The organism is Mariprofundus sp. NF (assembly GCF_013387455.1).
Lineage (GTDB): Bacteria > Pseudomonadota > Zetaproteobacteria > Mariprofundales > Mariprofundaceae > Mariprofundus.
On record NZ_VWNC01000003.1, the window covers coordinates 156,173 to 179,753 of the forward strand.

At 51.2% G+C, this 23,581-nt stretch carries 22 protein-coding genes; 1 reads left to right on the forward strand and 21 read right to left on the reverse strand.

What is annotated here, in order from left to right:
* Positions 1 to 225: 225 nt before the first annotated feature.
* Entirely contained in the window at positions 226 to 459 is a 234-nt protein-coding gene (locus F3F96_RS06035) for a hypothetical protein (RefSeq protein ID WP_176962354.1), read from the forward strand.
* Between the two features lie 67 nt (positions 460 to 526).
* Here F3F96_RS06035 and F3F96_RS06040 read toward each other — a convergent pair whose 3' ends face one another.
* The 21 genes from F3F96_RS06040 to dnaK form a co-directional block, all read right to left on the reverse strand.
* On the reverse strand, positions 527 to 1,144 hold the full coding sequence (locus tag F3F96_RS06040) for a pentapeptide repeat-containing protein (protein WP_176962355.1): 618 nt from the start codon (positions 1,142 to 1,144) through the stop codon (positions 527 to 529).
* Positions 1,145 to 1,225: 81 nt separating this feature from the next.
* Entirely contained in the window at positions 1,226 to 2,461 is a 1,236-nt protein-coding gene (locus tag F3F96_RS12700) for a DNA polymerase IV (protein ID WP_176962356.1), read from the reverse strand.
* Positions 2,462 to 2,622: 161 nt separating this feature from the next.
* On the reverse strand, positions 2,623 to 3,195 hold the full coding sequence (locus tag F3F96_RS06050; protein ID WP_176962357.1) for a LexA family transcriptional regulator: 573 nt from the start codon (positions 3,193 to 3,195) through the stop codon (positions 2,623 to 2,625).
* Positions 3,196 to 3,255: 60 nt separating this feature from the next.
* Positions 3,256 to 3,624: a response regulator gene (locus tag F3F96_RS06055; RefSeq protein WP_176962358.1), complete on the reverse strand. Its 369-nt coding sequence runs from the start codon at positions 3,622 to 3,624 to the stop codon at positions 3,256 to 3,258.
* Positions 3,621 to 4,241 (reverse strand): sulfite exporter TauE/SafE family protein, encoded by a 621-nt coding sequence (locus tag F3F96_RS06060; protein ID WP_176962359.1) that lies wholly within the window; start codon positions 4,239 to 4,241, stop codon positions 3,621 to 3,623. The genes F3F96_RS06055 and F3F96_RS06060 overlap by 4 nt, the downstream gene beginning before the upstream one ends.
* A 23-nt stretch (positions 4,242 to 4,264) precedes the next feature.
* Complete coding sequence (locus tag F3F96_RS06065) at positions 4,265 to 5,293, reverse strand: 4Fe-4S binding protein (protein ID WP_186338911.1); 1,029 nt, start codon at positions 5,291 to 5,293, stop codon at positions 4,265 to 4,267.
* Positions 5,293 to 6,069 (reverse strand): hypothetical protein, encoded by a 777-nt coding sequence (locus tag F3F96_RS06070; protein WP_176962360.1) that lies wholly within the window; start codon positions 6,067 to 6,069, stop codon positions 5,293 to 5,295. Before F3F96_RS06070 ends, F3F96_RS06065 begins: the two co-directional genes overlap by 1 nt.
* Before the next feature lie 32 nt (positions 6,070 to 6,101).
* Positions 6,102 to 6,638, reverse strand: coding sequence for a Spy/CpxP family protein refolding chaperone (locus tag F3F96_RS06075; protein ID WP_176962361.1), 537 nt, complete (start codon positions 6,636 to 6,638; stop codon positions 6,102 to 6,104).
* A 24-nt stretch (positions 6,639 to 6,662) separates the two neighbouring features.
* Complete coding sequence (locus tag F3F96_RS06080; protein ID WP_206675282.1) at positions 6,663 to 8,870, reverse strand: TonB-dependent receptor; 2,208 nt, start codon at positions 8,868 to 8,870, stop codon at positions 6,663 to 6,665.
* Between the two features lie 33 nt (positions 8,871 to 8,903).
* Entirely contained in the window at positions 8,904 to 9,626 is a 723-nt protein-coding gene (locus F3F96_RS06085) for a TonB family protein (protein ID WP_176962363.1), read from the reverse strand.
* Positions 9,598 to 10,008, reverse strand: a complete 411-nt coding sequence (locus tag F3F96_RS06090; protein WP_176962364.1) for a biopolymer transporter ExbD — start codon at positions 10,006 to 10,008, stop codon at positions 9,598 to 9,600. Before F3F96_RS06090 ends, F3F96_RS06085 begins: the two co-directional genes overlap by 29 nt.
* Positions 9,998 to 10,627 (reverse strand): MotA/TolQ/ExbB proton channel family protein, encoded by a 630-nt coding sequence (locus tag F3F96_RS06095; protein ID WP_176962365.1) that lies wholly within the window; start codon positions 10,625 to 10,627, stop codon positions 9,998 to 10,000. The genes F3F96_RS06090 and F3F96_RS06095 overlap by 11 nt, the downstream gene beginning before the upstream one ends.
* A 242-nt stretch (positions 10,628 to 10,869) precedes the next feature.
* Positions 10,870 to 12,273 carry an efflux transporter outer membrane subunit gene (locus tag F3F96_RS06100; RefSeq protein ID WP_176962366.1) on the reverse strand — a complete coding sequence of 468 codons (1,404 nt, stop codon included), beginning with the start codon at positions 12,271 to 12,273 and terminating at the stop codon, positions 10,870 to 10,872.
* Complete coding sequence (locus F3F96_RS06105; RefSeq protein WP_176962367.1) at positions 12,270 to 15,377, reverse strand: efflux RND transporter permease subunit; 3,108 nt, start codon at positions 15,375 to 15,377, stop codon at positions 12,270 to 12,272. Before F3F96_RS06105 ends, F3F96_RS06100 begins: the two co-directional genes overlap by 4 nt.
* A gap of 55 nt (positions 15,378 to 15,432) precedes the next feature.
* Positions 15,433 to 16,617, reverse strand: a complete 1,185-nt coding sequence (locus tag F3F96_RS06110) for an efflux RND transporter periplasmic adaptor subunit (protein ID WP_370465509.1) — start codon at positions 16,615 to 16,617, stop codon at positions 15,433 to 15,435.
* Positions 16,618 to 16,785: 168 nt separating this feature from the next.
* Complete coding sequence (locus tag F3F96_RS06115) at positions 16,786 to 17,091, reverse strand: hypothetical protein (RefSeq protein ID WP_176962369.1); 306 nt, start codon at positions 17,089 to 17,091, stop codon at positions 16,786 to 16,788.
* Positions 17,092 to 17,236: 145 nt separating this feature from the next.
* Positions 17,237 to 17,782, reverse strand: coding sequence for a response regulator transcription factor (locus tag F3F96_RS06120; protein ID WP_176962370.1), 546 nt, complete (start codon positions 17,780 to 17,782; stop codon positions 17,237 to 17,239).
* 2 nt (positions 17,783 to 17,784) lie between these two features.
* Complete coding sequence (locus tag F3F96_RS06125) at positions 17,785 to 19,113, reverse strand: ATP-binding protein (protein ID WP_176962371.1); 1,329 nt, start codon at positions 19,111 to 19,113, stop codon at positions 17,785 to 17,787.
* A 412-nt stretch (positions 19,114 to 19,525) separates the two neighbouring features.
* On the reverse strand, positions 19,526 to 20,335 hold the full coding sequence (gene dapB, locus F3F96_RS06130) for a 4-hydroxy-tetrahydrodipicolinate reductase (RefSeq protein WP_176962372.1): 810 nt from the start codon (positions 20,333 to 20,335) through the stop codon (positions 19,526 to 19,528).
* The gene (gene dnaJ / locus F3F96_RS06135) at positions 20,335 to 21,480 is read right to left on the reverse strand and encodes a molecular chaperone DnaJ (RefSeq protein ID WP_176962373.1); all 1,146 of its coding nucleotides are present in this window, start codon (positions 21,478 to 21,480) and stop codon (positions 20,335 to 20,337) included. Before dnaJ ends, dapB begins: the two co-directional genes overlap by 1 nt.
* 137 nt (positions 21,481 to 21,617) lie before the next feature.
* Positions 21,618 to 23,534, reverse strand: a complete 1,917-nt coding sequence (gene dnaK, locus F3F96_RS06140) for a molecular chaperone DnaK (RefSeq protein ID WP_176962374.1) — start codon at positions 23,532 to 23,534, stop codon at positions 21,618 to 21,620.
* Between the last annotated feature and the right edge of the window lie 47 nt (positions 23,535 to 23,581).

A 23,581-nucleotide genomic window follows, 5' to 3' on the forward strand; every position in this document is an offset into this window, starting at 1 on the left:
GTCGGTGTGCGAATTCGCCCTTTTGAGCGGGCGCGCTTTCTAGCTAAAAGAAGACGAAAAAGCAAGCAGGCATCCACTGCTTTCTACTCTGCATTACCAGATCTACCTGCGGCTGTTTTTTAAAATTCATTTGCTTATAAAGCAATTTTACTGAATGCTGGCTACTTGGAATGCGTGGAAAAACAGATAAAAGGGGACAAGCTCGAACATGTAACAGGGGGAAATATGAATACAAAAGATTTAGCAACCGTAGTCGGATACACATCACTATGGCACTCTGAAAACAACAATGTATCCATTGAACTGGCTCTGCTCGGTGGTGGGCGAAAACCGTTAGGTACGATGGATTGTGAACAGGCCAACATGATCATCGGCATGCTCACCAAAAATGGTAAAAAATCAGTCTCTTATAAAGATAATGAGTACCTTCAGGTCAGCGAATTCTACCAGTTCAAATAGAAACGTCGTCTCAGCAGTAGTGATACCCTCTACTCTTCAAGGGCAGCAGCCTGTTTTCAATCAGGATTTAATTGTCGAGATAAGCAATATCACCGGTAATGAAAGCCCGCTTCAGCGCCCGTCTGGATACCTGAGTGCCTGTACGGTTGGCTTTGGTCAGGTTGGCCCGTTTCAGACTGGCACCACGCATATCTGCATTCATCAGGTTTGAACAGGCGAGGTTGGTCTCATAAAGTACAGCACCGCGCAGATCCGCTCCCTCCAGATTACAGCCCTGCATATTGGCATAGGTAATTTTAGCGTAGCGAAGATTCTCACCAGCCAGATCCATGCCTGAGATATCAACACCATCAAGCGTCCAGCCACTGCGAACACGGGAGATCAGGCGATCACGGTCAATCCGCAGACCTGTCTGCTTCACATTAATCATCTCACTGCCATCGAGATTCGCACCGCTGATATCGGAACCACTCATATCAGAACCACCAAAATTACAGTGACCGAGATTGGCTCCTGTGAAATTCACATTGTGCAGCTTTGCACCATTGAATTTGCTTCCGTGCAGGTCAGCGCCGGAGAAATCAGCACCGGAGAGATCCTGATTAGAAAAATTGAGGTTGGTAAATTCACCGCCAGCCAGGCTTTTTCCCTCTTTAATCTGTGCGATCACATCTGCAACGCTCATAGTCCCCTCCTATTGTGCGGGCTGTTATGGTAGAAAAACCGAGCCAAATCGCAAGCTATAATCTTCCGTCGCCGGATCAGTTCAACTTGCAATAAGCAACGGGTATTGGAAACGCGGACGATTCTGTCGCTGTTTGATCTTCCTCACCGCAGCAAGTGAGATGGTGCGATCACCATATTTTCTGTTGATGTGATTCACCGTCAGCATCAAATCCATCTGACGGTCATCCTCATGCATCAGGCCGAACAGATCGGGGGTGGCTGATGCAGCGCGACTAATATGGGTCGCCACAATGCCGCAGCCGCGATAGCTCTCCTCTGCTCTGAACAGCTTCATAAAACCCTCTTTCACCGCTGCTGTGATCCGCTTCAGACTACTACTTGGAAGATCAAGCCGGATATCAGCACCCCGCTTCTCAAATGTAGCAAGGGTGAGAAAAACATGGATACGGCGGGTAAACAGCTGTTTGGCGACCAGGTCTGAGACCAGCCGCATGGTGTGATAACTCAAATGTGCAGCCACAAGCTGAGACGAGGTAGTCACCTCTCCCATCGAGGCAGTGCGGGCGATACTTTTCGCCAGCGGCGGATCGGTCTCCAGCCCCATCACAGAGATGCCGGACAACTCCTGTTTGAGAATCATACCGTGACGCCCCAGCAATCGCTGCATGAGACCATCCTCAATGTGGGCAAACTGCAGGGCCGTATAAATATTACATTTATGCAGCAGCGCGGCACGGTTCCTGCCGATACCCGGAATATCAGAGACTGCAATATCAGCCAGAAAACGCTCGACCCGTTTACCCGGAATCACCGTGCTACCATTGGGTTTGTTCGATTCCGATGCCAGCTTGGCCAGTATGCGCGTCACACTGATACCGACGGAAACGGTAATACCTGTTTCACGTTCAACACTCTGGCGAATCTCATCTGCAAGCTGCCGAAAGGGTTTACGCCACAAGGTTCGGATGCCATTCATATCCATAAATCCCTCATCAATGGAGTAGATCTCAATATCGGGACTGTAACGTCTGAGAATGGAGAAGAGCTTATGCGATAGCTGGCCATAATAACGAAAGTCAGCGGCAAGAAAGACCGCCTGCGGGGCAAGCTTTTTCGCCTCCCAGACCGGCATGCCTGTGGTGATACCGAGCGCCTTGGCATCGTAGGATTTGGCGACAACAATGGCATTCTGACTCGATAACACACAGATCGGCCTGCCCTTCAGATCAGGCCTGCGCGCCGCCTCGCACGATGCATAAAAGGCATCGCAATCAATGTGCGCAATCGCATTGGGCCAGTTGCTCGTTGTTTTCACCTGATTAATTCACCACGAAGAACACAGAGATCACAAAGAAGAAAGACAGAATAATGCGCCAGAACCTCTGAAACACGGCTCATTGCCAGCTGCATATTCCATATCTACTCCTTGATATGCTTTTCTTCGTGCTCTTCGTGTTCTCTGTGGTAAAAATAGTTTTAGAATTTTCGGAACTGACCGACCACTTCACCGTAGATATCCAGTGACATTTCAGGATAGATATCCGGGAAGTCCTCATTGGCCGGCTCGAGGTACATCCCCTCTTTGCCGCTGCGCAGATATTTGATGGTGAAATCGCCATCGACAATAGCCACAACGATCTTGCCAATGGAAGGGTTCCTGTTGCGCTCAACAATCAGAAAATCGCCATCGTTAATACCGGCATTGATCATCGATTCACCCGTAACTTCAACCAGCACCGTCTGCGAAGGATGCTCAACCAGATAATCGTCGATAGTGATCGCATCACCAAGCAGTTCTGTAGCCGGAGAGGCGAAACCTGCAGGTGCGACGCCAACATGTGGGCGGGCAAAGAACATATTGGCAGGGCTTAAACGTCCGCCCGGCCCTTTGCTGATGTAACCGGCAAAGATCATGCGATCGATAAATTTAACAGCCCCCTGTTTACTCACACCAACAAGGGCAGCGATCTCCGCATAGGAGGGAATCAACCTGTGCAGCGCATAATAATCCTGCAGTCGTCCGAGGTAAAAGGGGTCTTTATTAATCATAGGGCAGAGTATGGTGTACGTTCGTACACCGTACAAGAAAATATTTTTAACATCACAATATCAGTCAATAATTGAACGGATATCTTCACCTAACTCTTCGGGATAAAAAGGCTTATTAAGAAGATAGTAGTTTTCAAAAGCTCCTATCCGTTTTGAGGTCTCATATGCATCAAGGTCTGTAACAAACAATACCGGTATGTTTTTATCGATGCGGCGAACCGCATTGACTGCTCTTTCACCGACATGCAAACACGACATCACTTCACTCACCACAAGGTCAATCTCACTGCAACATGCAGTGAATAGCTGAACTGCCTGCTCGCCACCGTTAGCCTTTAATATCCTGAAACCATCCAGACTCAGTATCTCAGCAATACGCTCCAGAATCTCGCTACAATCATCAATCAAAAGAACCGTCTGCTGGCTCACAGGGAGATCCACCCCATACCAACCCCTACCCCGACAAAGGCCAGTACCGAGGCTCCTATTCTGGCCATCTGCTGCTGCCTGCCTCTGAGTTGTGAACGTATCTCACCACCTGCTTTTCCCAGACCGTAACCGAAGACAAGCTGGGGGATGATGATCGCACCTGCACCAAAGGAGAGGCCAAGAAGCAATCCGTAAGCACCTGAGCCAGTTGCTGCAGATGCTGCCATGACACCGGCCAGCGGCGCACATGGCCTCAAACCCATAGCGAAACCGATCCCGAACAGCCCTGCCCTGATCTGCTTCTGCTTGTGGCTGGCACACCCCGCCACTCTCCCCTTGCGCCACAACAGCACGGCAGAGCCGAGCAGCATGGCGGCAAAGATATAGTTGGCATGACTCATATCGAGCAGGCCGACCAGTGAAGCACCAACCAGACCCGAAACGGCAGCAAGCAGTGCATAAGCCGCCATGCGACCGAGATTAAAACGCAGTGTCTGCAGTGAGGTCTCTCTGGCTCCGATATCCTGCGCCAGCAGCATCACACCGAGTGTCGGAATACAGGTAAACATACATGCACCGGCCCCGAATGAGAGGCCGATGATGAATGTTGTCAGCATAGCGGAGAATAGAACCTCCACGTTTAATCCTTTTTAACACGGCGAGATGGCTTCTGCTTGCCCTCCCACCTCTTCTGCGCCTTGTTGCGTTCTTTAAAATACGCGGGATCAGAGACCTTAATCGGAATCACCGCATACTTCAGTGCCATCACACCCTTATCCGGGCAGAACTCCACACAGCGCCCACACAGGGTGCAGTCGGGCATAAGAATATCCTTCTCTTTGGATGTATGAATCTCACGGATATCCATCGGGCATGCTTTGGCGCAGAGGCCGCACTTATCGCAGCGTGGCGTGTAGTTCTTCACAAGCTTAACCAGGCCAACCTTCTTAAACAGCGCATGCATCGCCAGCAGCGGGCAGATGCGGCAGAAGGGCTGACGCATGGTCAGTGAGAGCACAAGAATCAGACCAAACAACAGATCGGCAATAATCGAGAGGATCATATAACCGGTTGATGAGGTATCGATATAGAGCTGGTTAAGCTGCCCTGCAAAGAGTGAGGTCAGTATCCGGCTCGGACAGATCTGGCAGAAGGGATCGCCCAGTTCATGGCCGACAAAACCGAGACCCGAAGCCAGTGGCAAGAGAATCACCAACAGCCCCAGCATCAGCCATTTGGCAGGCCTGATGCGATCCACCAGATTATCATCCAGCGACTCAGTGCGATTCAGCCGCAGCTTCTGACCGATCATACCCAGCACCTCCTGGAAGAAGCCCAGCGGGCAGAGCCAGCCACAGAAAGCCTTATTCAACAAGATGAAAAGAAGAAGGAAGGTTCCCAGGGTTGTCAGGATAGGCAGAAGCAGACTGAGTGTGAATTTTCCGGCCGCAATCGCTGGCCCTAAACCATGTCCGAGCTGATGCTGCAGTGGAATCAACACACAGTAGTCTGCTGTTTTGGCATCATAAGCACAGGAGAGCACCGGAAATGCACCCGACAACTTATCGGCAGAGTAGAAGCCTACAAAGACTGAGCCATAGACAAGAAACAGAAAGGCCAGCAGCTGAACAAATTTGCGGATGACCGATAAATTTTTCCAGATAGGCATTACTTTTTCTCCCTGCGACGACGCTTTCTCAAGGTAATAAAACCACCGATGAACATGCCGCCACCAATGACCGCCAGACCGAGCTCTGTGGACTGCCAGTGCTCAGGATTGATGTGATAGCCATATGAAAAGGTGGTAATATGTCTCTCTGTGCCGACATGATGCTCAGCGGTTAATACAAATTCAGACGGTGGATTTGCCATGCGGCCGGGTTTCTCGTAGGTAAAATCCTCAGGCAGCGGGATAGTCACCAGACCTTCGGTATTGGCTGCAAATTCAGCACTGCTACCATTGCCTGTCTGCATGTGCACCTTCGCTCCGGCAAGCGGCTCACCCTGAAAACGTACGATGAACTGTGCATCTGTATTGGAGTAGTAACGCCAGTGCTCTCGCGCCAATGGAGCTGGTTCTATCTCCAGTGCCGATTTCTCGTGCCCTATCAATAGTGATGGTGACACGCCGGATGGTTTGCCGTTCATATAGATATAACGAACAGCTGACTCATGCAGATCACCCACGCTACGTTTAGCTACCAGCGCATGATAATTGCCGGTGCCCATCGCTTTCACACTGACCCTGCCATGCTCCAGTGTTAATGGTTGAACAACCTTGCTCGGGCTCATCAGTTGGACCTCTGCACCTTCACCAGCATGCAACAGGAACGGTTTGCCTGCATGGCGATCATGGCCACCGTGTCCACCATGACCATGACTCTTCTCTTTCGGAACCGGGGACCAGTGCATCGCTGCCTCTGCGTTGATACTGAAAAGAGCCACGGCAAGCGTGGCCCCTATCCATATTTCCCGCTTCACTTCTTAGCACCCATGGCTTTTTTGCCTGCATAGAGCCTGGATTTCTGCTCATCAGTGAGCAGGCGTGAAGCTTTTACCGAGGCCATCAGGTTGGCTTCGTATTTGGCTGCACGCAGCTCACCCATGCGTTGGCTATAGGCTTTGATATCACTATCTTTCAAGTTGCCGCCGTGCAGTTTGCCACGGAATTCAGCCACTTCGATCTGAGCTTCGGCATGGGCTCTGGCAGCACCGGTTTCGGCCGCCACCAGCAGTTCACCGATCTGTTTGCGCTGCTTATCACTCAAAGCGATGGCATCACCCTTCTTGAGAATCTTGCGAATATAGTCAGGGCTGTTGCCCGGAATGTTATGGTGCCCCGATTTCTTATAACCCGATCCTTTGGCATCACCTTGCACACACTTTTCTGCCTTGGCTCCCTTAAAATCGCAGCTTTCGGACGCACACGGTTTACCACCACAGGCCAGCGCCGGGCTTGAGAGCAGCAGTGCAGTCGCTGCCGCGATAATCAGCTGTTTCATCTGTTTGTTCATATCTTCTCCCTCGGTATGGTTTGATTAAAAGGTTGCTGTAATGCCGGCGGTATAACGACGGCCCGGATTGACCACGATAGAGAGGTCTTCAGCGTTGTAGGTGAAATCGCCATTGCTGTCGTAATAACCGCGTGCGGTGTTGTAAACGGTGCGATCCAGCACGTTATCCATGCGTCCAAACAGTGCCCACTTCACACCGTTATTGGCTCCTGTTGTGAAATCATAGTTGGCCACCAGATCAAACAGAGCATGACCTCCAATCTTCTCCTGATTAATCTCATCGGCAAAATAGGAGGATTGCGCATTCATCTCACCGGTCAGTGTGAATCCTGCAAAGGGCTTAACGCGAGCGGCCAGAAAGACTTTATGCTTGGGGGCACGCGGCACTGTTTTACCGCTATTATTGTAGGTCACGATTCTGCTTGCACCTGGTGCGGGGCTGAAGCGGTTGCCAAGCAGCAGGTTGTAGTTGTCATAGCGGGTAAATTTCGCATCCAGCAGTGTGTAGGCAAGATCCATCGAGAAGAGCTGTTGCTGATCACTTTTCACTGCCAGCTCAACACCGCGATTGCGCATGCCACCGATATTCTGATACTGATCGGTCACACCGGTTGCCGGATTGGCATACTGACCGGCCACATTGAGGATAAAATCCTTACGATCAATCTGGAAGGCAGCGACATCCCACTCCAGCCCGCCGACAATATCGAGCCTGCCGCGCAGACCCACCTCATAGTTGATCGCCCGTTCTGTTTTAAGGTTCGGGTTGGCCGCCACGTTACCGGTCAGACCCGCTGAGCCGGCAAACAGCTGCTGCACAGTCGGTGCCCGGAAACCGGTTGAGACATTAGAGTAGAGCGACACTGAGTCGCTGAAGTCATAGTTGATGCCACCACGGTATGAGCCGACATTAAAGTGTTTGGCCAGCTGCGGGCCGGCGGCCGGAAGATAGGAGTCATAGGTCAGCTTCACATGGTCATAGCGACCATTCATGGTCATGGTCATATCTTTAGTCAGACGGTATTTCAGCTCACCATAACCGGCATACATGCGCTCTTTTGTTTTGTCATCGGTAATCACCGTACCTGCAGTAACACCGGAGAAGGGGCTTGGACTGGCGCGATGGCTCTGCAGAATTGTCACTTTGTTCTTGTAGCTGTTATCGCGCAGATCAACGGCACCCATCCAGCCCAGGCTCTCGCTGCTGCCTCGCCATTCGCCCTTGATGCCACGCTGAACCTGTTTGTAGTCATTACCATTGGCATAGGCATTCACATCGGTCACAACTGCACCTGTTGTGCTGTAACGAATAGGAGAGGACCAGAATTTAGTGTGATCACCAAACTGGTAGATATTGAGCATCAGGTTGCTGGTTTCAGAGATATCGTTGGCATAGGTGAGATAGAACTTACCCAGATCAACATTATAGTGACGGGCAAAATCGCGACCATTTACACTGGTCGGATCAACTGCAGCCTGTGTCACACCGGTCACCGTACCGTGACTATCCTTAAAGCGTTTGGCCACCTCCCAGCCGAAGGTGAGATCGCTGGAATCTGAGAGGTAACCCTGCAGTTTTCCGTTGAGATAATCGGCTTTGTACTGCCCCTGAAAGTAGTAGCTGTCAGCCTCACGACGACTTACCTGCAGATGACCTGAAACCTTATCGGTAGCAAATCCGGCACGTGCCAGACCACGTTTGGAGCCGAAACTTCCCCCCTCTGCCGAGATTTGACCACCAGCCAGTTTGGCACCGCGTTTGGTGGTAATGATCACCGCACCGGCCAGAGCATCATCACCGAAGAGATAGGAGGCACCACCCTTGACCACCTTGATCGATTCGATGTCATCCATATTGATATTCACGCGCCCTGTGCGCTCAAATACCGGCACACCATCAATCACCACGGCCACGCCCGGCTTCTCACCCATAAAGCGCTGATTCTCCACACCACGGATATGAATTTTCAGTGAGTCCTGACTCTGTAATTCAGCCGTCACACCCGGAATAGCATCAAGGATCTGTTTGATATTCTCGGCATGCGCCTTCTCCACCTTGTTACCGCTGATCACTGAGATATTGGATGGTTCACCGCGTTTGGACTCAAAGCGATCATCAATGGTAGTGGAATCCACCCGCATCAAACCCATATCTTCGGCAACGGCCATATTTGGTAGCAGCAGCATGGCAAATAGTGAGGCTGCCACGTGTGTTTTTATCTTCGGATTCATCATCTCTCCCTTGGTTATATAAAAAACTTAAAATCAGGACGCATTGAGGTTAAACGCCATGCGAAACTCACACTCAAGCGGGCAGTGAATTTTTGCCGGTGGCGTTGGCATCGGTATCGCCTTCTCCACAGCCTGCCTTGCTGCAGCCACCAGCAGGGACGGGCCATTTTCCACGATCAGGTGCTGAGCGGTGCCATCGGGAAACAGCGTGAAGCGGACATGCACCTCCCCCTCAATGCCACGGCGTCTGGCTGCCTTCGGATACCATTTATGCTGCTCGATATGTGCCATCACCTCGGTGAGGTAGCGTTCGGTTTCGCGCTTGATCAGCCCCTCATCAATCTGTGGTGTAGCTACCGCGGCTGCGGCCATTGGTTGTGCAACGGCTACCGGTTGCGGTTCACTGACCTGCTCTTGAACCACCTCTTTCACTGGCTCAGCAACCTTTTTACGCACCTTTTTTTTCACCACTTTTTTCACCGGTTCCGGTGTCGGTTCCACAATCTTCTTCTCAGGTTTGATCTCGGGAACAACTTCCGGAGTCAGAACAGGTTCAACAGCTGGTGTTAAAAAGCTAAGGCGTGTGATCGATGGGTTTGGCGGCTGCACCACCCCTGCCGGTGCGCCTCCGAAATTTGCAAACAGTGCCCCGTGCAGCAGCAGTGAGAGGCCGATTGCGCCATAACGAACGGCTCTGCCTGAGGGGGTCACCACAGCAAGACTCATATTAAGGTCGATCCGGCTGCTCAGTGACAATATCGACACCCGCCGCACCAGCTAAGCGCGCTGCATCAATCACCTTCACCGAGTCACCAAAACCGGCATCTTTGTCACCACGAATAAGTACGCGTTTCTCTACTTTTTCGGCAAGCAGTGGTCGCAAATATTCCTGCAGCGAGTCAATCGTAATCTGTTGATCTGCAACCATGATCTGGCCTGTGCCGGTCAGCTTGATCTCAAGCGGTGTCTGATCTTCGAGTGATAGCGCACTTTCCGCTTCCGGTAGCTCAATCGGCAGCCCCTGATCCTTGACGAAGTGGGCAGTGAGCATAAAAAAGACCAGCAGCAGAAAAACAATATCGATCAGCGGTGTCAGGTTCGGGGCCTGACCACTTCTGCGTGCTCCCTCAAATTGCATGGGCCAGAGAGTCCCTGTGTTTAACCTGATCGTTTTCACTGTTGAGAGAGACATGTGGCAGCTGCTCAATCACCATCGAAGCGACCCGCTGCATCGACTTGGCACGTTTATCGACCAACCCTTCAAGAAAGTGCAGCAGAAACAGCACAGGAATCGCTACGGCCAGCCCTGCCCCTGTGGTGACCATCGCTTCCCAGATGCCACCAGCAAGTACCATCGCATCCACCTTGCCACCGGCAGCCTCAATCACCTGAAAGGCTTTGATCATACCTGTGATGGTGCCAAACAGACCTAATAGCGGTGCTGTATTACCCAGCCAGGCCAGCGTACGCAGGCCAGACTCCATGCGGGCCAGTTGGTCTGATCCTATTCGTGAAGCCACACGCACCAGATCTTTCACACCTTCGGCAGCAGCCTGTTGCACACCCATGGCAATTGCCGCTTCAGGTGCAATACGTTTACCCGTGCTCTGATAGAGGGAGTCCAGATCACCACTGACTTTGGGCAACAGGTTGAGATGAATAAGCCGCTCTACCACAATAGCAACAGCCACCACGGAGTAACCGAGCAGCACCCACATCACAGGCCCGCCCTTATCAATCAGCGTAGTAATTTCCATGGCATCCCCTCCCATCCGAAAAACTGGAGGCGAAGCTTATGCTCAGCTGAAAAAGTGAAAATTAGGCAAATTGTCGCGCGGCAGATTGTCGCAGGCAGCTGCGGCTATTAGCTCATAATGGTCTGAACAACCAACTCACTGAAAATGCGCATTTCTCATATGTGATCTACTCTATGGTAGATAACATGATCAACATTATTAAATTACAAATCAATGGGGTCAGACTCGATTGATTTACTGACTTATGGCTGTTCTGAACTCCAGCCGCCACCAAGTGCTTTATAGAGTTGAGAGAGGCTTGAAAGAAGGTAGACCTCGCTATTGATGATATCAGTCTGTGTTGTGATTAGTGATCGCTCTGCATCAAGGATGACCATGAAATCCTCTTCACCAGCCTCAAAGCGCAGCTTGGCAATCTCAAAGGCCTGCTGCCGTGACTTTTCTGCCAGACGCAACTGTTTGAGCCTCTGCCAGCCATGCGCATATCGCATGAGTGCATTTTCAGAATCTTCCAGTGCCAGAAGCAGACTCTGCTCATAACGGGCAAGAGCGATCTTCTCATCGGCTTTGGCCACATCAACAGCAGCATGCAATGCCCCTCCGGCAAACAGTGGCCAGTTAAGAAGACCTGCTAAAGAGCGGGTCAGGGTGGCAGGTGTAAACAGATCACTGAACCGACGTGCACCTGAACCGACAGAACCTGTTAAAGAGAAGCTGGGAAACAGATCAGCTTGAGCAATGCCAATGCCGGCGGTTGCTGCTGCCAGCTCTCTCTCAGCCTGATAGACATCAGGGCGCCGCTTCAGCACCTCGGAACGCAGGCCAACTGGCACAGAGTCACGAATGAGAGGCAGCGCTTTTTGCTCTGATAACTTCGCGACATAAAACTCCGGAGCTTGCCCTGTCAGTACCGAGATGCGATAGATGCGAGCCATCATATCTGCTTTCAGATTAGGGATGTTTGCCTGCATACTTTCACGCTCGCCACGCGCACGCAGCAGATCCAACTCACTGGTTACACCCTGCTCAAACTGGGCTCTGACAATATCTTCAACCTCAGCAAGCAGTGCAATACTGCGCCTGCTCATGGCCAATTGGCGTTGAACACCTCGAAGTTCGAAATAGTTACCAGCCACTTCGGCAACGACAGAGAGTTTCACCCCGTGGCGAGCTGCCTCAACGGCCCCGATCATCGCCTCATCCGCCTCAATAGCACGACGCGTGCGACCAAACAGGTCCAGCTCCCAGCTGGCATCCAGTGAAGCAGAAAAACTGTTGCGAATTCTGCTATTGGTCGCAAAAGCTGTCTGGCTGCTATAGCGATTGCGACTGGCTGTGCCGCCAGCATCCAGTGTTGGGAACAGGCCAGACCGGGAGCTGCGTCTGGATGCCCTGGCACGCTCGATATTGGCAAAGGCAACTGCCAGATCACGGTTATGCTGCAGACTATGGGTGATCAACTCAGTGAGCAGCGGATCTTCAAACTGCTCCCACCACTGTTCGGATGTCGGACTGTGAAGATTTTGATCGTCGATGCTTTTGCCCTGCCACTGGTCGTTATAGCTAAACTCCGGCTTTTGATAATCCGGCCCCACGACACAGGCAGAGATAAGCATGCTAATCAGACAGAGAAGTAGCGGTTTCATATCTTCTTCTCACATTGATCCAGCTCTTGCTCAAGCCGCTGCCCGGTAGCTTTGGGAGAAGCTGTGCCCTGTGCCCATAATCTGTAGATCATCGGCACAACAAACAGGGTGAACAGTGTAGTTACCAGTACACCGGCCAGGATCACGGTGCCAATCACCAACCGAGTTTCCGCACCCGCACCCGATGAAAAAATAAGAGGCAGTGCTCCGAAAGCGGTGGTGAGTGCCGTCATCAAGATCGGGCGAAAACGTTTACCGGTTGCCTCAATAATCGCCTGCTGGAACTCCACGCCCTCATCGCGCAGCTGATTAATGAACTCAACAATCAATATGCCGTTCTTGGCAGCAATACCAATCAGGATAATCAGCCCGATCTGGCTGTAGATATTCAGACTCATACCAAAGACCCAGAGTGCAGCCAGTGCGCCGGTAATTGCCAGTGGTACAGTCAGCATGATGGTCAAAGGATGAACCAGGCTCTCGAACTGCCCCGCCAGAACCAGAAAGGCCACCATCAGTGCCAGTACAAACACCAGATAGATGGATGATTCACTGTCGATAAAGTCAAGTGACGGGCCTTTATAATCTATTGTGGCACCTGCAGGCAACTCAGTACGCACGATCTCCTCAAGATAGTTCAACGCCTCCCCGAGAGGATAATTGCCAACCAGATTAGCCTCCAGCGTAATGGCACGCTGGCGGTTATAGCGATTGAGCGTTGCACTATCGGCAAACTCCTGAATCTCAACCAGATTGGAGAGAGGAATCAGCTTGCCACTGCGTTCGGATCGTACCCGGCTATTGAGGATATCTGAGGGCTGCTGCTTCAGAGACTTCTCGCTCTCCAGTAACACATCATACTCTTTTCCACGATCAATATAGGTTGTCACCCGGCGAGAACCCATCAAGGTTTCCAGCGTGCGATTGATCTCTACCACAGAAACACCAAGTGCATCCGCCCGATCACGCAGAACACGGACACCGATCTGCGGTTTGGTTTCCTTATAATCGTGATCCAGGTCGATCAGGCCAGAATTAGAGCCTGCTTTGCGCAACACCTTATCGCGCCAGCCAGCCAGCTCATCGTAGGTCGGGCCAGCCAGTACAAACTGTACAGGTTTACCCTCACCGCGGCCGAATGCCTGACGCACCATACTAAATACAACCACACCCGGAATATCCGCTGTAAGCTTTTGCACCTGAGCGATGTAATAGCCAATCGGTTTGCGCTTGCTCCAGTGATTAAGTACGACAATAGCGCGTGCATTACTGTAGTCAGATGTGGCGCCAAAACTACCTGGTGCACGTAGTAACAGACGCTGAATCTCTCCTGTCTCAGTAAATGGCATCAAACGCCTTTCAACTTCATCCATATGTTCACGGATATATGCGTAAGACGCCCCTTCCGGCCCTTTGATCATGACAAAAAACACACCACGATCCTCTTTTGGCGAATACTCCTGTGGAATCTCACGCAGCAACAACATCGATGCTGCCAGCATCAGGGCAATCACGATCAAGGCCAGCCATGGGCGTTCCAGCATAGAGATCAGTCTTGCCAGATAACGATCCCGAAGCCTGTTGAAAAAATGATCAAGTCGCTGACTCAGAGCTCCGCGCTGGCTACCCTTGCCAAGCAGCTTGGAAGCAATCACCGGAGCAATGGTCAGGGCTGCAAAACTTGAGAAAATCACCGCCGCAGTAATAGCGATAGCAAACTCACTAAACAGGCGTCCGACATCACCCTGCATAAAAGTGATGGGTACAAATACAGCAGCCAGGACAGCGGTGGTGGCAAGCACGGCAAAACCGACCTGACGGGTACCGCGAAAAGCTGCCACCAGCCTGCTCTCCCCCATCTCCATACGTCGATGAATATTCTCAACTACAACAATTGCATCATCGACCACCAGTCCGATTGCCAACACCAGAGCCAGCAGTGTTAATAGATTGATCGAATATCCAAACAGATCGAGCACGGCAAAAGTGGCAATCAGAGAGATCGGCACGGTAACAGCCGGCACCAGCATGGCTCGCGCATTGCCCAAAAATATATAAATCACTGCCACCACCATCAGAATGGCAAATAGCAGGGTCTTGAATACCTCATCAATGGCATTATCAACAAACAGACTGGAGTCATAACTCTGCTCCATATGCATATGCGCTGGCAGCACCTTATTGACCTGTGCCATCTCCTCTTTTGCCAGCCGGGCAACTGTCAGCGTATTGGCCTTGGACTGCTTGACGATGCCAACACCTACCATCGGTATGCTGTTGCCGCGCAATATGCTGCGCTGCTCAGTAACACCGGTCTCTACACGCGCCACATCAGCAAGGCGAACCAGATAGTTATTGCTACCGGCTTTGAGCACCAGCCCCCGAAAATCATCGATATTACTGTATCTTCGTTGCATACGAACAGTAAAATCACGTCGGTTCGACTCCAGCACACCAGCGGGAAGCTCCACATTCTCCTGACGCAGAACCCGCTCCACATCGATAACCGTCAGTCCAAAAGCGGCCAGCCTGTTACGATCCAGCCAGATGCGCAGAGCCTGCTCCTTACCGCCACCGATACGTACACGAGCCACACCATCAAGCGAAGAAAATCTATCCTCGATATAACGCCGTGCATAATCGGTGACCTGCATCGTGGTCATGCCTTTGCCGGTCAGGTGAACCCACATGATGACCCGTTCGTCTGCATCGGTTTTGCGGATTTCCGGGGCATTCGCACCATCGGGAAGATCATCCATAATACGTGATACTCGATCACGAATATCATTAGCTGCGGCATCGATATCACGATTAATGGAGAAGCGGATCGAGATATCCGAACGTCCATCCCGACTTTTCGAAGTGATAGAGCGTATGCCCTCAATACCGGCAATACGTCCCTCAATCACTTCGGTGATACGCGTCTCCACCACATTGGCTGCAGCTCCGAGATAACTGGTTGTAATGGAGACAATTGGCGGATCAATGTCCGGATATTCGCGTAGCGGCAGACTGGAAAAGGAGAGAATGCCAAACACAATCAGCAGCAGATTCATAACCAGAGCCAGTACCGGACGGCGAACACTGGTATCAGATAACCACATAGAAACCTGCTTCCGTATTTTTCAAGATTGGGTTACAGCTACAGCTCATAAAAGGCTATTGAGCATGAGCGCTGGAGGCATGCCTGTCATCAATCGATGTCCAGATTTGCTTGATCGTGACAAGCTGACCAGATCTGACAAAACCCATACCGCGCACAACCACTTGCTCACCTGCAGTCAGACCCCGGCGAATCTCTACCAGTCCATCTTCACGCAGACCAATTTCAATTACCCTGAGCTCAACTTTGTTGTTCTCATCCACCAGCGTCAGGAAATGCTTCCCCTGCCTCTGGGTAATACTCTCTTCCGGAACCACCAGCGCTTCCCGCGATGCACTCTTTAGCACGACCCGCATCAGCATGCCGGGAATCAATCTGCCCGTTTGATTGTCGATTTCAGCACGCAACAATAACGAACGTGTCAATGGATCGATACGTGAATCCACACTGGTTAACCTGCCGATGAATTGCTCTCTAGGCAGTGCTGTGGTGCTCGCTTCAACTATTGCACCGACAGCTATGCCACTAAGCTCTGTAGAGGGGATGGTAAAGTCGAGTTTGATCTTTTCCGTTGCATCCAGCGTGGTGATCATCGTGCCCGGCTGAATCATCGCCCCCGGACTGACCCGACGGATGCCTAACTTGCCATCAAAGGGTGCGATCAGTGTTAACTCATCAATTTTTGCCTTGATCTCCTTAACCCTGCTTGCAGTTACTGCAAGCAACGTTTTGCGTTCATCGACTGTACGACTGGCTGTTGCCTTACGTGTCAGAAGTGTTTTAAGTCGTTTCAGCTCACGCTGATGTTCATGCAGCTGCGCCTGACTGGCAATCAACTGTGCCTGTTCCGCTCTCTGATCCATGCGTGCGATCACGTCCCCTTTGTTGACCCGCTGACCATCTGAAAAAGCGATCTCATCAAGCCTGCCTGCAACTCTGGCGGTAATGGTAACCGATTCTTCAGCCTGTGCAGTGCCAAGCGCTTCGACCCTGTGACTCAACATTAGCGTATGCGCCTTTAGCACAACAACAGGGGCTGCGACGCTAGCTGGCAGCTTATTATCCTGATTGTCACACGCAACCAGCAATATACCGGCTAGCAGTATCATTGAGAGGCGATAAAAAGGAGATTGATTAAATCCAAGCATATGCGAACTGTATCTCCATTCATAGTGAACTGAATCGCGGCAAATGGTCGCAACCCGGAGTATGAACAATAGTCTGTTCCGACAATTTGGCATTGGCAAGTCAGCGCTAAAAAGGTGTAGCTATGATCGTCCTCAAAGTTAGCGGACCAACATAGCAAGCGCGAAAACTTCGGGGCTGGTCTACTTTTGTACCACTCCAGCCCCTTAGTTATTGAAGCGCCCATTCATCAGGTTTGAATGTTGAAACTTCCATTTTCCAACTTACAGAATGATTCCGGTCATGAATAAATCAGGCTCATCTGCGTCAAGCAACGCACCTGCTGCCGGTACACACCAGGCCACATCACCATAGAGATGAAAGTGGTCTCTGCCAAAGTTAAGCTTGAGACGAACCAACTCTCCCTGTGGCAAAAAACCATTCACCTTCAAGCCGATACCCGCGCAGGTAATATCGCGCACACCTTCCACTTTGAGGCTTCGCTTGGTTTCCAGAATACAGAGCTTGCCGATTGACAATTCCGGAGCAGCAAGACGCTCTTCTCTGCGTTGTTCCTGTTCTGTTTCCATGATCACCCCCATGACTCATGAAACAATATCTTAAAACCATTATAGACTGAAAACAGGAAACTGATAGATCGAACATAACTTCGGACAGAGGTCTGATTTTATGCGACTCCAGCCCTTCAACCACAAGGATGAAGATAAATTAAACTCAGGACTTTGACGGGCGTTTGGCCAGTTTTCGTTGCAAAGTTCGCCGGTGCATACTGAGTCTTCTGGCGGTTTCGGAAATATTGCCATCGCACTCCATCAGTACCTTCTGGATGTGTTCCCACTCCAGGCGTTTGGTGGACATCGGCTGACCGGAAACCTCAGCAGCGGCATCACCACTGTTTTTCTGCAGTGCGGCAACCACCTCATCAGCATCGGCGGGTTTAGCAAGATAGTGTGTTGCACCAAGCTTGATCGCCTCTACTGCTGTGGCAATGGAGGCGTAACCGGTTAATACAACGATACGGGTATGTTCATCCAGTTGATGCAGCTTCTCGACCAGCACCAGACCGGAATCACCCGGCATGCTCAAATCAACCACGGCATATTCAGGTGCGGCATCACCAATCAGTTCGATGGCATCAGCCACATTATGCGATACCTGCACGGCAAAACCGCGCTTCTCCAGCGCAGAGGAGAGAATGCGACAGAAGAGTTCATCATCATCAACCAGCAGCAGATTCGGCAGATCCCTGTTTGCTTCCATAGCTACTCCGTTTTCAACTTCTGCAGTGGCAGGCGAATATTAACAAGTGCCCCACCCTCTGCGTGATTGCTGATATTCATCTCACCGCCAATACGGCGCACCACCTCACTGGCCAGGTAGAAACCGAGGCCGTGGCCATCCTTCTTGGTGGTAAAAAACGGTTTACCCAGCGCTTCCAGCGCAGCAGGACTTAAACCGTCACCAAAATCGCGAATATCAAGATTCAGTTCAACAGCAGACCACTCTGCATTCAACTCAATGCTATTCGGAGAGGCATCAGCAGCATTATTCAGCACATTGATCACGGCCTGATTCAGGGTTTCATCAACAACAATGGTTGGAGCCGGTTCAAGTCCTTTCAGGGAGATCGCTATTGATGTTGCCGGATGCAGCTCCTGCCAGCGTGCTATGCAGTGGTTCAGGCAGCTCTTCACATCTTCGCTATGGCCACTCTCAGCCTTCATCTGTCCGGCACTGGCACTGATCTGCCCAAGTGTCGCCTTACAGCGATCCACCTGCGAACGCAGAATAACAATGTTTTCCAACAGTTCGGGTTGCTGCCGATACTCCTTTTCCATCTCTTTGGTCAGTACAGCCATCGTCGCCAGCGGTGTACCCAGCTCATGGGCGGCACCGGCAGCAAGTGTGCCGAGAGAGACCATATGCTCATCACGCAGATTTTTCTCACGTGCTTCGGCCAGTTTCTGATCACGCTGGCGCAAAGCTTCAGCCATGGAGACGACGAAAAATAGAATCAGACCCACGGCAAGCAGAAAACTGAACCACATACCCAGCACATGCAGACTGAAATCACCTGCAGGGGCAGCACCATGGCCGGCATGAGCACCGTGATTATGGCCTGTCATCTCCTGCGTCAGCGGCACATTGATCAACATCAATAGCGAGTAGCAACCCAGCGTCACCGCCGCCATGCCCCAGACATAACGCTTGGGCAGTGTTGCCGCCACAATCACCAGCGGCAGTAGAAACAGCGAAACAAACGGATTACTGGAGCCACCGGCAAAATAGAGCAGTGCGGCCAGTGCCAGCACATCCACAACCAGATGTAGGAAAAATTCATTGGCACTGGCCGATGGGCTTTTGCGCAGCCGCAACCAGACGTAAGCGTTAAACAGCGTATAGAGAGCAATCACTGAAAGCATATAGTGAAGAGGCAACACGACAGAGAGCCCGTAAACAGCCAGACCAACAGCCGCCAGCTCACTTGCGATCACTGCAGTTCTGAACACAAACAACCGTTTCAGGTTATAAGTACCCACCATCTCCTCAATGGAGCCTTGAATAAACATCGTTGCCTCTTCGATTCGCATGAGAACTTAAGCTACGGTCTGGCTAGCGATCAAACAAGCCGCGTCTCTGCGCCATTTCTGATCGCGAAAGTTATATGATTTGTAAACCGTCGGAGTGTGACAAATTGTCGCGCAACAAAAGCTCATTGACCATTAGCGGGAAATATCAACTTGTGCCAGCTGTTCAGCGTAACTCAAGGATAAAAAAACCAGCCACGAATACACACTGATTTTCACGAATTACAAGATGCTCATTAATTCACTTTCCTCGCTAATACGAGATGTGAAAAACATCCACCATTAGGTGGATACTTCTATGGCAGAGAGAGTGCCTTGAGGCAATAATGCAAATATTCACTGACTATTATTCGTGTTGATTCGTGTGTATTCGTGGTTGGCTTATCTATTATGTCGCAGCCATTTTTCTCTGCAGTTAATCGCGCAGATTGAGTACATCCTGCATGTCATACCAGCCGGTAGATTGCGATGCCAGCCAGCCAGCTGCACGAACTGCACCTTTGGCGAAGACCATGCGGTCAGCAGCGACATGATTGATCTCAATACGCTCCTCATCGGCAATAAACATCGCCTGATGCTCACCGACAATATTACCACCACGCACTACGGAGAAACCGATCGAACCCGGTTTACGGGCTCCGGTAATGCCTTCACGGGCGTAAACAGCGGTTTCATCCAGATCCACTTCACGACCTGCTGCCAAGGCTCGGCCCATAGCCAGCGCTGTACCGCTCGGCGCATCAACTTTGTGTTTGTGATGCGCCTCAAAAATCTCGGCATCATAATCATTCCCCAGCACAGCTGCTGCGCGCTCAATAAGATTGAGAGCCAGATTAACACCAACCGAATAGTTGGCAGCCATCACCACTGGAGAGGCGGCAAGCGTATGTTTCAATGCAGCCATCTGCTGGGCATCAAAACCGGTAGTTCCGATCACCATACCCATACCCTTACTGGCCGCAAAAGCTGCATGACTTAACGTCGCTACAGGTGCTGTGAAATCAATAATTACATCAGCTTCAGAGCAGGTGGAAATATCATCAACGATTCTCACGCCCAATGTCTCTACACCTGCAAGTTCACCGGCATCACGGCCGACAAACTCAGAACCGGATCGCTCAGTTGCGCCAGCCAGAACTACACCATCAGCCTGACTCACCGCACGCACAAGCATGCGGCCCATACGCCCTGAAGCACCTACAATCACGATCCTCATATCAGCCATTATTTGCCCTCCTGGGAGAGATCTTCCCAGAAATCCTTCACTTTGCCCAGAAATGAGGAGCGTTCAGGATAGACATCATCACCCGCCTCATCGGCAAATTCGCGCAGCAGCTGCTCCTGTCTTGCACTCATCTTCTTCGGCACAGCGATCTGTACACGCACATAAAGGTCACCCTTCTGGCTACCGTTACGCACATCAGGAACACCGTGACTGCGCAGTCGGAATACACGCCCAGCCTCAGTTCCAGCCGGAATCTTGATCTTGATCTTACCATCCAGCGTTGGTGCATCCACTTCAGAACCCAGTGTCGCCTGCGGGAATGTCACCGGCATCGTGCAGTAGAGGTCGGCACCATCGCGTTCAAAGATCTTGTGCGGTTTCAGCGAGATGACAATGTAGAGATCACCGGATGGCGTTCCATATTCACCAGCTTCACCTTCACCGGTAACACGTACCTGCGCACCTTCATAGACACCGGCAGGCACTTTCACCTTCAGCTTCTTATTGATCTTTTTACGCCCTGCTCCACCGCATTCAATACATGGTGAATCAATACGTGAGCCCTTACCATGACAGGTCGGGCATGTACGACGCACAGCAAAGAAACCCTGCTGCATCTGCACCTGACCATGACCGCCACAGGTGTTACATGGCACCGGATTAGAGCCGGGACGAGCGCCACTGCCTTTACAGTTGTTACAGCTCTCATGCCTTGGAATATCCAGTTCCACCTCTTTGCCACTGGCCGCCTCTTCAAGGCTTATAGAGAGGTTATAACGCAGATCAGCACCGCGCGTTGCATGGCCGCCACCACGACCACCGAACATATCGCCGAACACGTCGCCGAACATATCGCCAAAGTCGCGGAAGGCGTGTGAATCCTGCGCCCCACCACGGCCCCAGAAGTCCTGCATCTGCTCATCGACACCGGCATGACCATACTGATCAAAACGCGCACGTTTATTGCTATCGGTTAATACTTCGTAGGCTTCGGTTACTTCACGGAAATTTTCAGCCGCCTTCTCATCATCCGGATTACGATCCGGGTGATATTTCATCGCCAGCTTGCGGTAAGCCCGTTTGATGGTGTTTTCATCGGCATCTTTAGCCACACCCAGCACTTCATAATAGTCGCGTTTAGACACTCTCACTCCCTATAAAAAAAGGTAAGGCGTAAGGGGTAAAGAGAAAGGAGAACAGACTCCTCACACCTAACACCTTACGCCTCACCGTTAACACTTCACGCCTTACGTTTCACGCCTTGCACTTCACGCTTCACGCCTCACTTTTTATCGTTTTCATCCACAACTTCAGCATCAACAATATCAGCATCCTTGGCAGCATCAGATTCCGGTGCAGCTGAATCAGCGCCTTCTGCCTGAGCCTGCTCATTCTGCATATCCTTGTAGATCGCTTCACCCAGCTTCTGCGCCTTCTCAGCCAGATTGGTTTCAGCCGCAGTGATGGTCTCAGCATCGCCACCTTCAATCGCTTTCTTCAGCTCTTCCAGTGCAGCTTCAATCGCTGTGCGAGTCTCTTCATCCACTTTATCACCATGCTCTTTGAGTGACTTCTCGGTTGAATAGACCAGTGCATCAGCACGGTTCTTCGCTTCGATCTGCTCTTTCAGTTTCTTATCTTCATCAGCATTGGCTTCCGCATCTTTCTTCATGCGCTCGATCTCTTCCTCGGAGAGGCCGGAACCGGACTCAATACGAATGGAGGTCTCTTTACCGGTACCTTTATCCTTGGCATGCACATGCATAATACCGTTGGCATCGATGTCGAAGGTTACTTCAACCTGTGGCATGCCACGTGGTGCCGGTGCAATGCCTTCGAGATTAAACAGGCCGAGCTGTTTGTTGGCAGAGAAGAGCTCACGCTCACCCTGCGCCACTTTAATGGTCACAGCCGTCTGGTTATCAGCAGCCGTGGTATAGGTCTGGCTCTTCTTGGACGGGATGGTGGTGTTCTTCTCAATAATCTTATTGAACAGACCACCCTCTACCTCAATACCGAGCGAGAGAGGTGTAACATCCAGCAGCAGTACGTCGGTCACATCACCGGTCAGTACCGCACCCTGAATCGCAGCACCAATAGCCACCACTTCATCCGGGTTCACGCCCTTGTGCGGCTCGCGACCGAAGAACTCCTGCACCTTCTGCTGCACCAGCGGCATACGAGTCATACCACCCACCAGTACCACTTCGTGAACATCACCGGCTTTCACACCGGCATCCTTGAGCGCCTGCTTGCAAGGTTCGATCGACTGATCAACCAGATCACCAACCAGAGATTCAAACTTGGCACGTGAAAGCTTGATCAGCAGATGTTTAGGGCCGGATGCATCAGCCGTAATAAACGGCAGGTTCACTTCGGTCTGATTGCTTGATGAGAGCTCGATCTTCGCTTTCTCCGCAGCCTCTTTCAGACGCTGCAGGGCCAGCTTGTCGCTCATCAGATCAACGCCGTGCTCTTTCTTGAACTCAGCGGCCAGATATTTAATCAGCACCTGATCGAAATCTTCACCACCGAGGAAGGTATCACCATTGGTCGCTTTTACTTCGAATACGCCATCACCGATCTCAAGGATCGAGATATCGAAGGTACCACCACCGAGATCGTATACGGCAATCAGATGATTCTCTTCAGTTTTATCCAGACCATAAGCCAGTGCAGCAGCAGTTGGCTCATTCACAATACGCAGCACGTTCAGGCCGGCAATGGCACCGGCATCCTTGGTGGCCTGACGCTGGGAATCGTTAAAGTAAGCAGGTACGGTAATCACCGCATCTGTCACAGATTCACCGAGATAATCTTCCGCAGTCTTCTTCATCTTCTGCAGTGTGATCGCAGAGATCTCCTGCGGGCTCATCTTCTTACCATCAACTTCCAGCCATGCATCACCGTTATCGGCAGCTACCAGCGGGTAGGAGACCAGATCTTTATGATGTTTCGCCTCTTTCGAGTCGAACTTGCGACCGATCAAACGTTTTACCGCGTAGAATGTTTTATCCGGATTGGTCACCATCTGACGTTTGGCCGATGCACCAACCAGACGCTCATCGTTGGCAAATGCCACAACCGACGGGGTGGTATTATCACCTTCGCTGTTAGCAATTACCTTGGCTTTATCGCCTTCCATGACGGCTACGCACGAGTTGGTGGTACCGAGGTCAATTCCAATTACTTTTGCCATGTTTTCCTGCTCCTGATTATACGTTAAAAACTGTTATTCAAACTCTC

Bases quoted from the DNA above. Each gene is read 5' to 3' on its own strand.
- F3F96_RS06035 (WP_176962354.1), top strand. From the start codon at position 226: ATGAATACAAAAGATTTAGCAACCGTAGTCGGATACACATCACTATGG.
- F3F96_RS06040 (WP_176962355.1), bottom strand. From the start codon at position 1,144: ATGAGCGTTGCAGATGTGATCGCACAGATTAAAGAGGGAAAAAGCCTG.
- F3F96_RS06050 (WP_176962357.1), bottom strand. From the start codon at position 3,195: ATGATTAATAAAGACCCCTTTTACCTCGGACGACTGCAGGATTATTAT.
- F3F96_RS06060 (WP_176962359.1), bottom strand. From the start codon at position 4,241: ATGCTGACAACATTCATCATCGGCCTCTCATTCGGGGCCGGTGCATGT.
- F3F96_RS06065 (WP_186338911.1), bottom strand. From the start codon at position 5,293: ATGCCTATCTGGAAAAATTTATCGGTCATCCGCAAATTTGTTCAGCTG.
- F3F96_RS06075 (WP_176962361.1), bottom strand. From the start codon at position 6,638: ATGAACAAACAGATGAAACAGCTGATTATCGCGGCAGCGACTGCACTG.
- F3F96_RS06080 (WP_206675282.1), bottom strand. From the start codon at position 8,870: ATGAATCCGAAGATAAAAACACACGTGGCAGCCTCACTATTTGCCATG.
- F3F96_RS06090 (WP_176962364.1), bottom strand. From the start codon at position 10,008: ATGCAATTTGAGGGAGCACGCAGAAGTGGTCAGGCCCCGAACCTGACA.
- F3F96_RS06095 (WP_176962365.1), bottom strand. From the start codon at position 10,627: ATGGAAATTACTACGCTGATTGATAAGGGCGGGCCTGTGATGTGGGTG.
- F3F96_RS06100 (WP_176962366.1), bottom strand. From the start codon at position 12,273: ATGAAACCGCTACTTCTCTGTCTGATTAGCATGCTTATCTCTGCCTGT.
- F3F96_RS06105 (WP_176962367.1), bottom strand. From the start codon at position 15,377: ATGTGGTTATCTGATACCAGTGTTCGCCGTCCGGTACTGGCTCTGGTT.
- F3F96_RS06110 (WP_370465509.1), bottom strand. From the start codon at position 16,617: ATGCCAAATTGTCGGAACAGACTATTGTTCATACTCCGGGTTGCGACC.
- F3F96_RS06115 (WP_176962369.1), bottom strand. From the start codon at position 17,091: ATGGAAACAGAACAGGAACAACGCAGAGAAGAGCGTCTTGCTGCTCCG.
- F3F96_RS06120 (WP_176962370.1), bottom strand. From the start codon at position 17,782: ATGGAAGCAAACAGGGATCTGCCGAATCTGCTGCTGGTTGATGATGAT.
- F3F96_RS06125 (WP_176962371.1), bottom strand. From the start codon at position 19,113: ATGCGAATCGAAGAGGCAACGATGTTTATTCAAGGCTCCATTGAGGAG.
- dapB (WP_176962372.1), bottom strand. From the start codon at position 20,335: ATGGCTGATATGAGGATCGTGATTGTAGGTGCTTCAGGGCGTATGGGC.
- dnaK (WP_176962374.1), bottom strand. From the start codon at position 23,534: ATGGCAAAAGTAATTGGAATTGACCTCGGTACCACCAACTCGTGCGTA.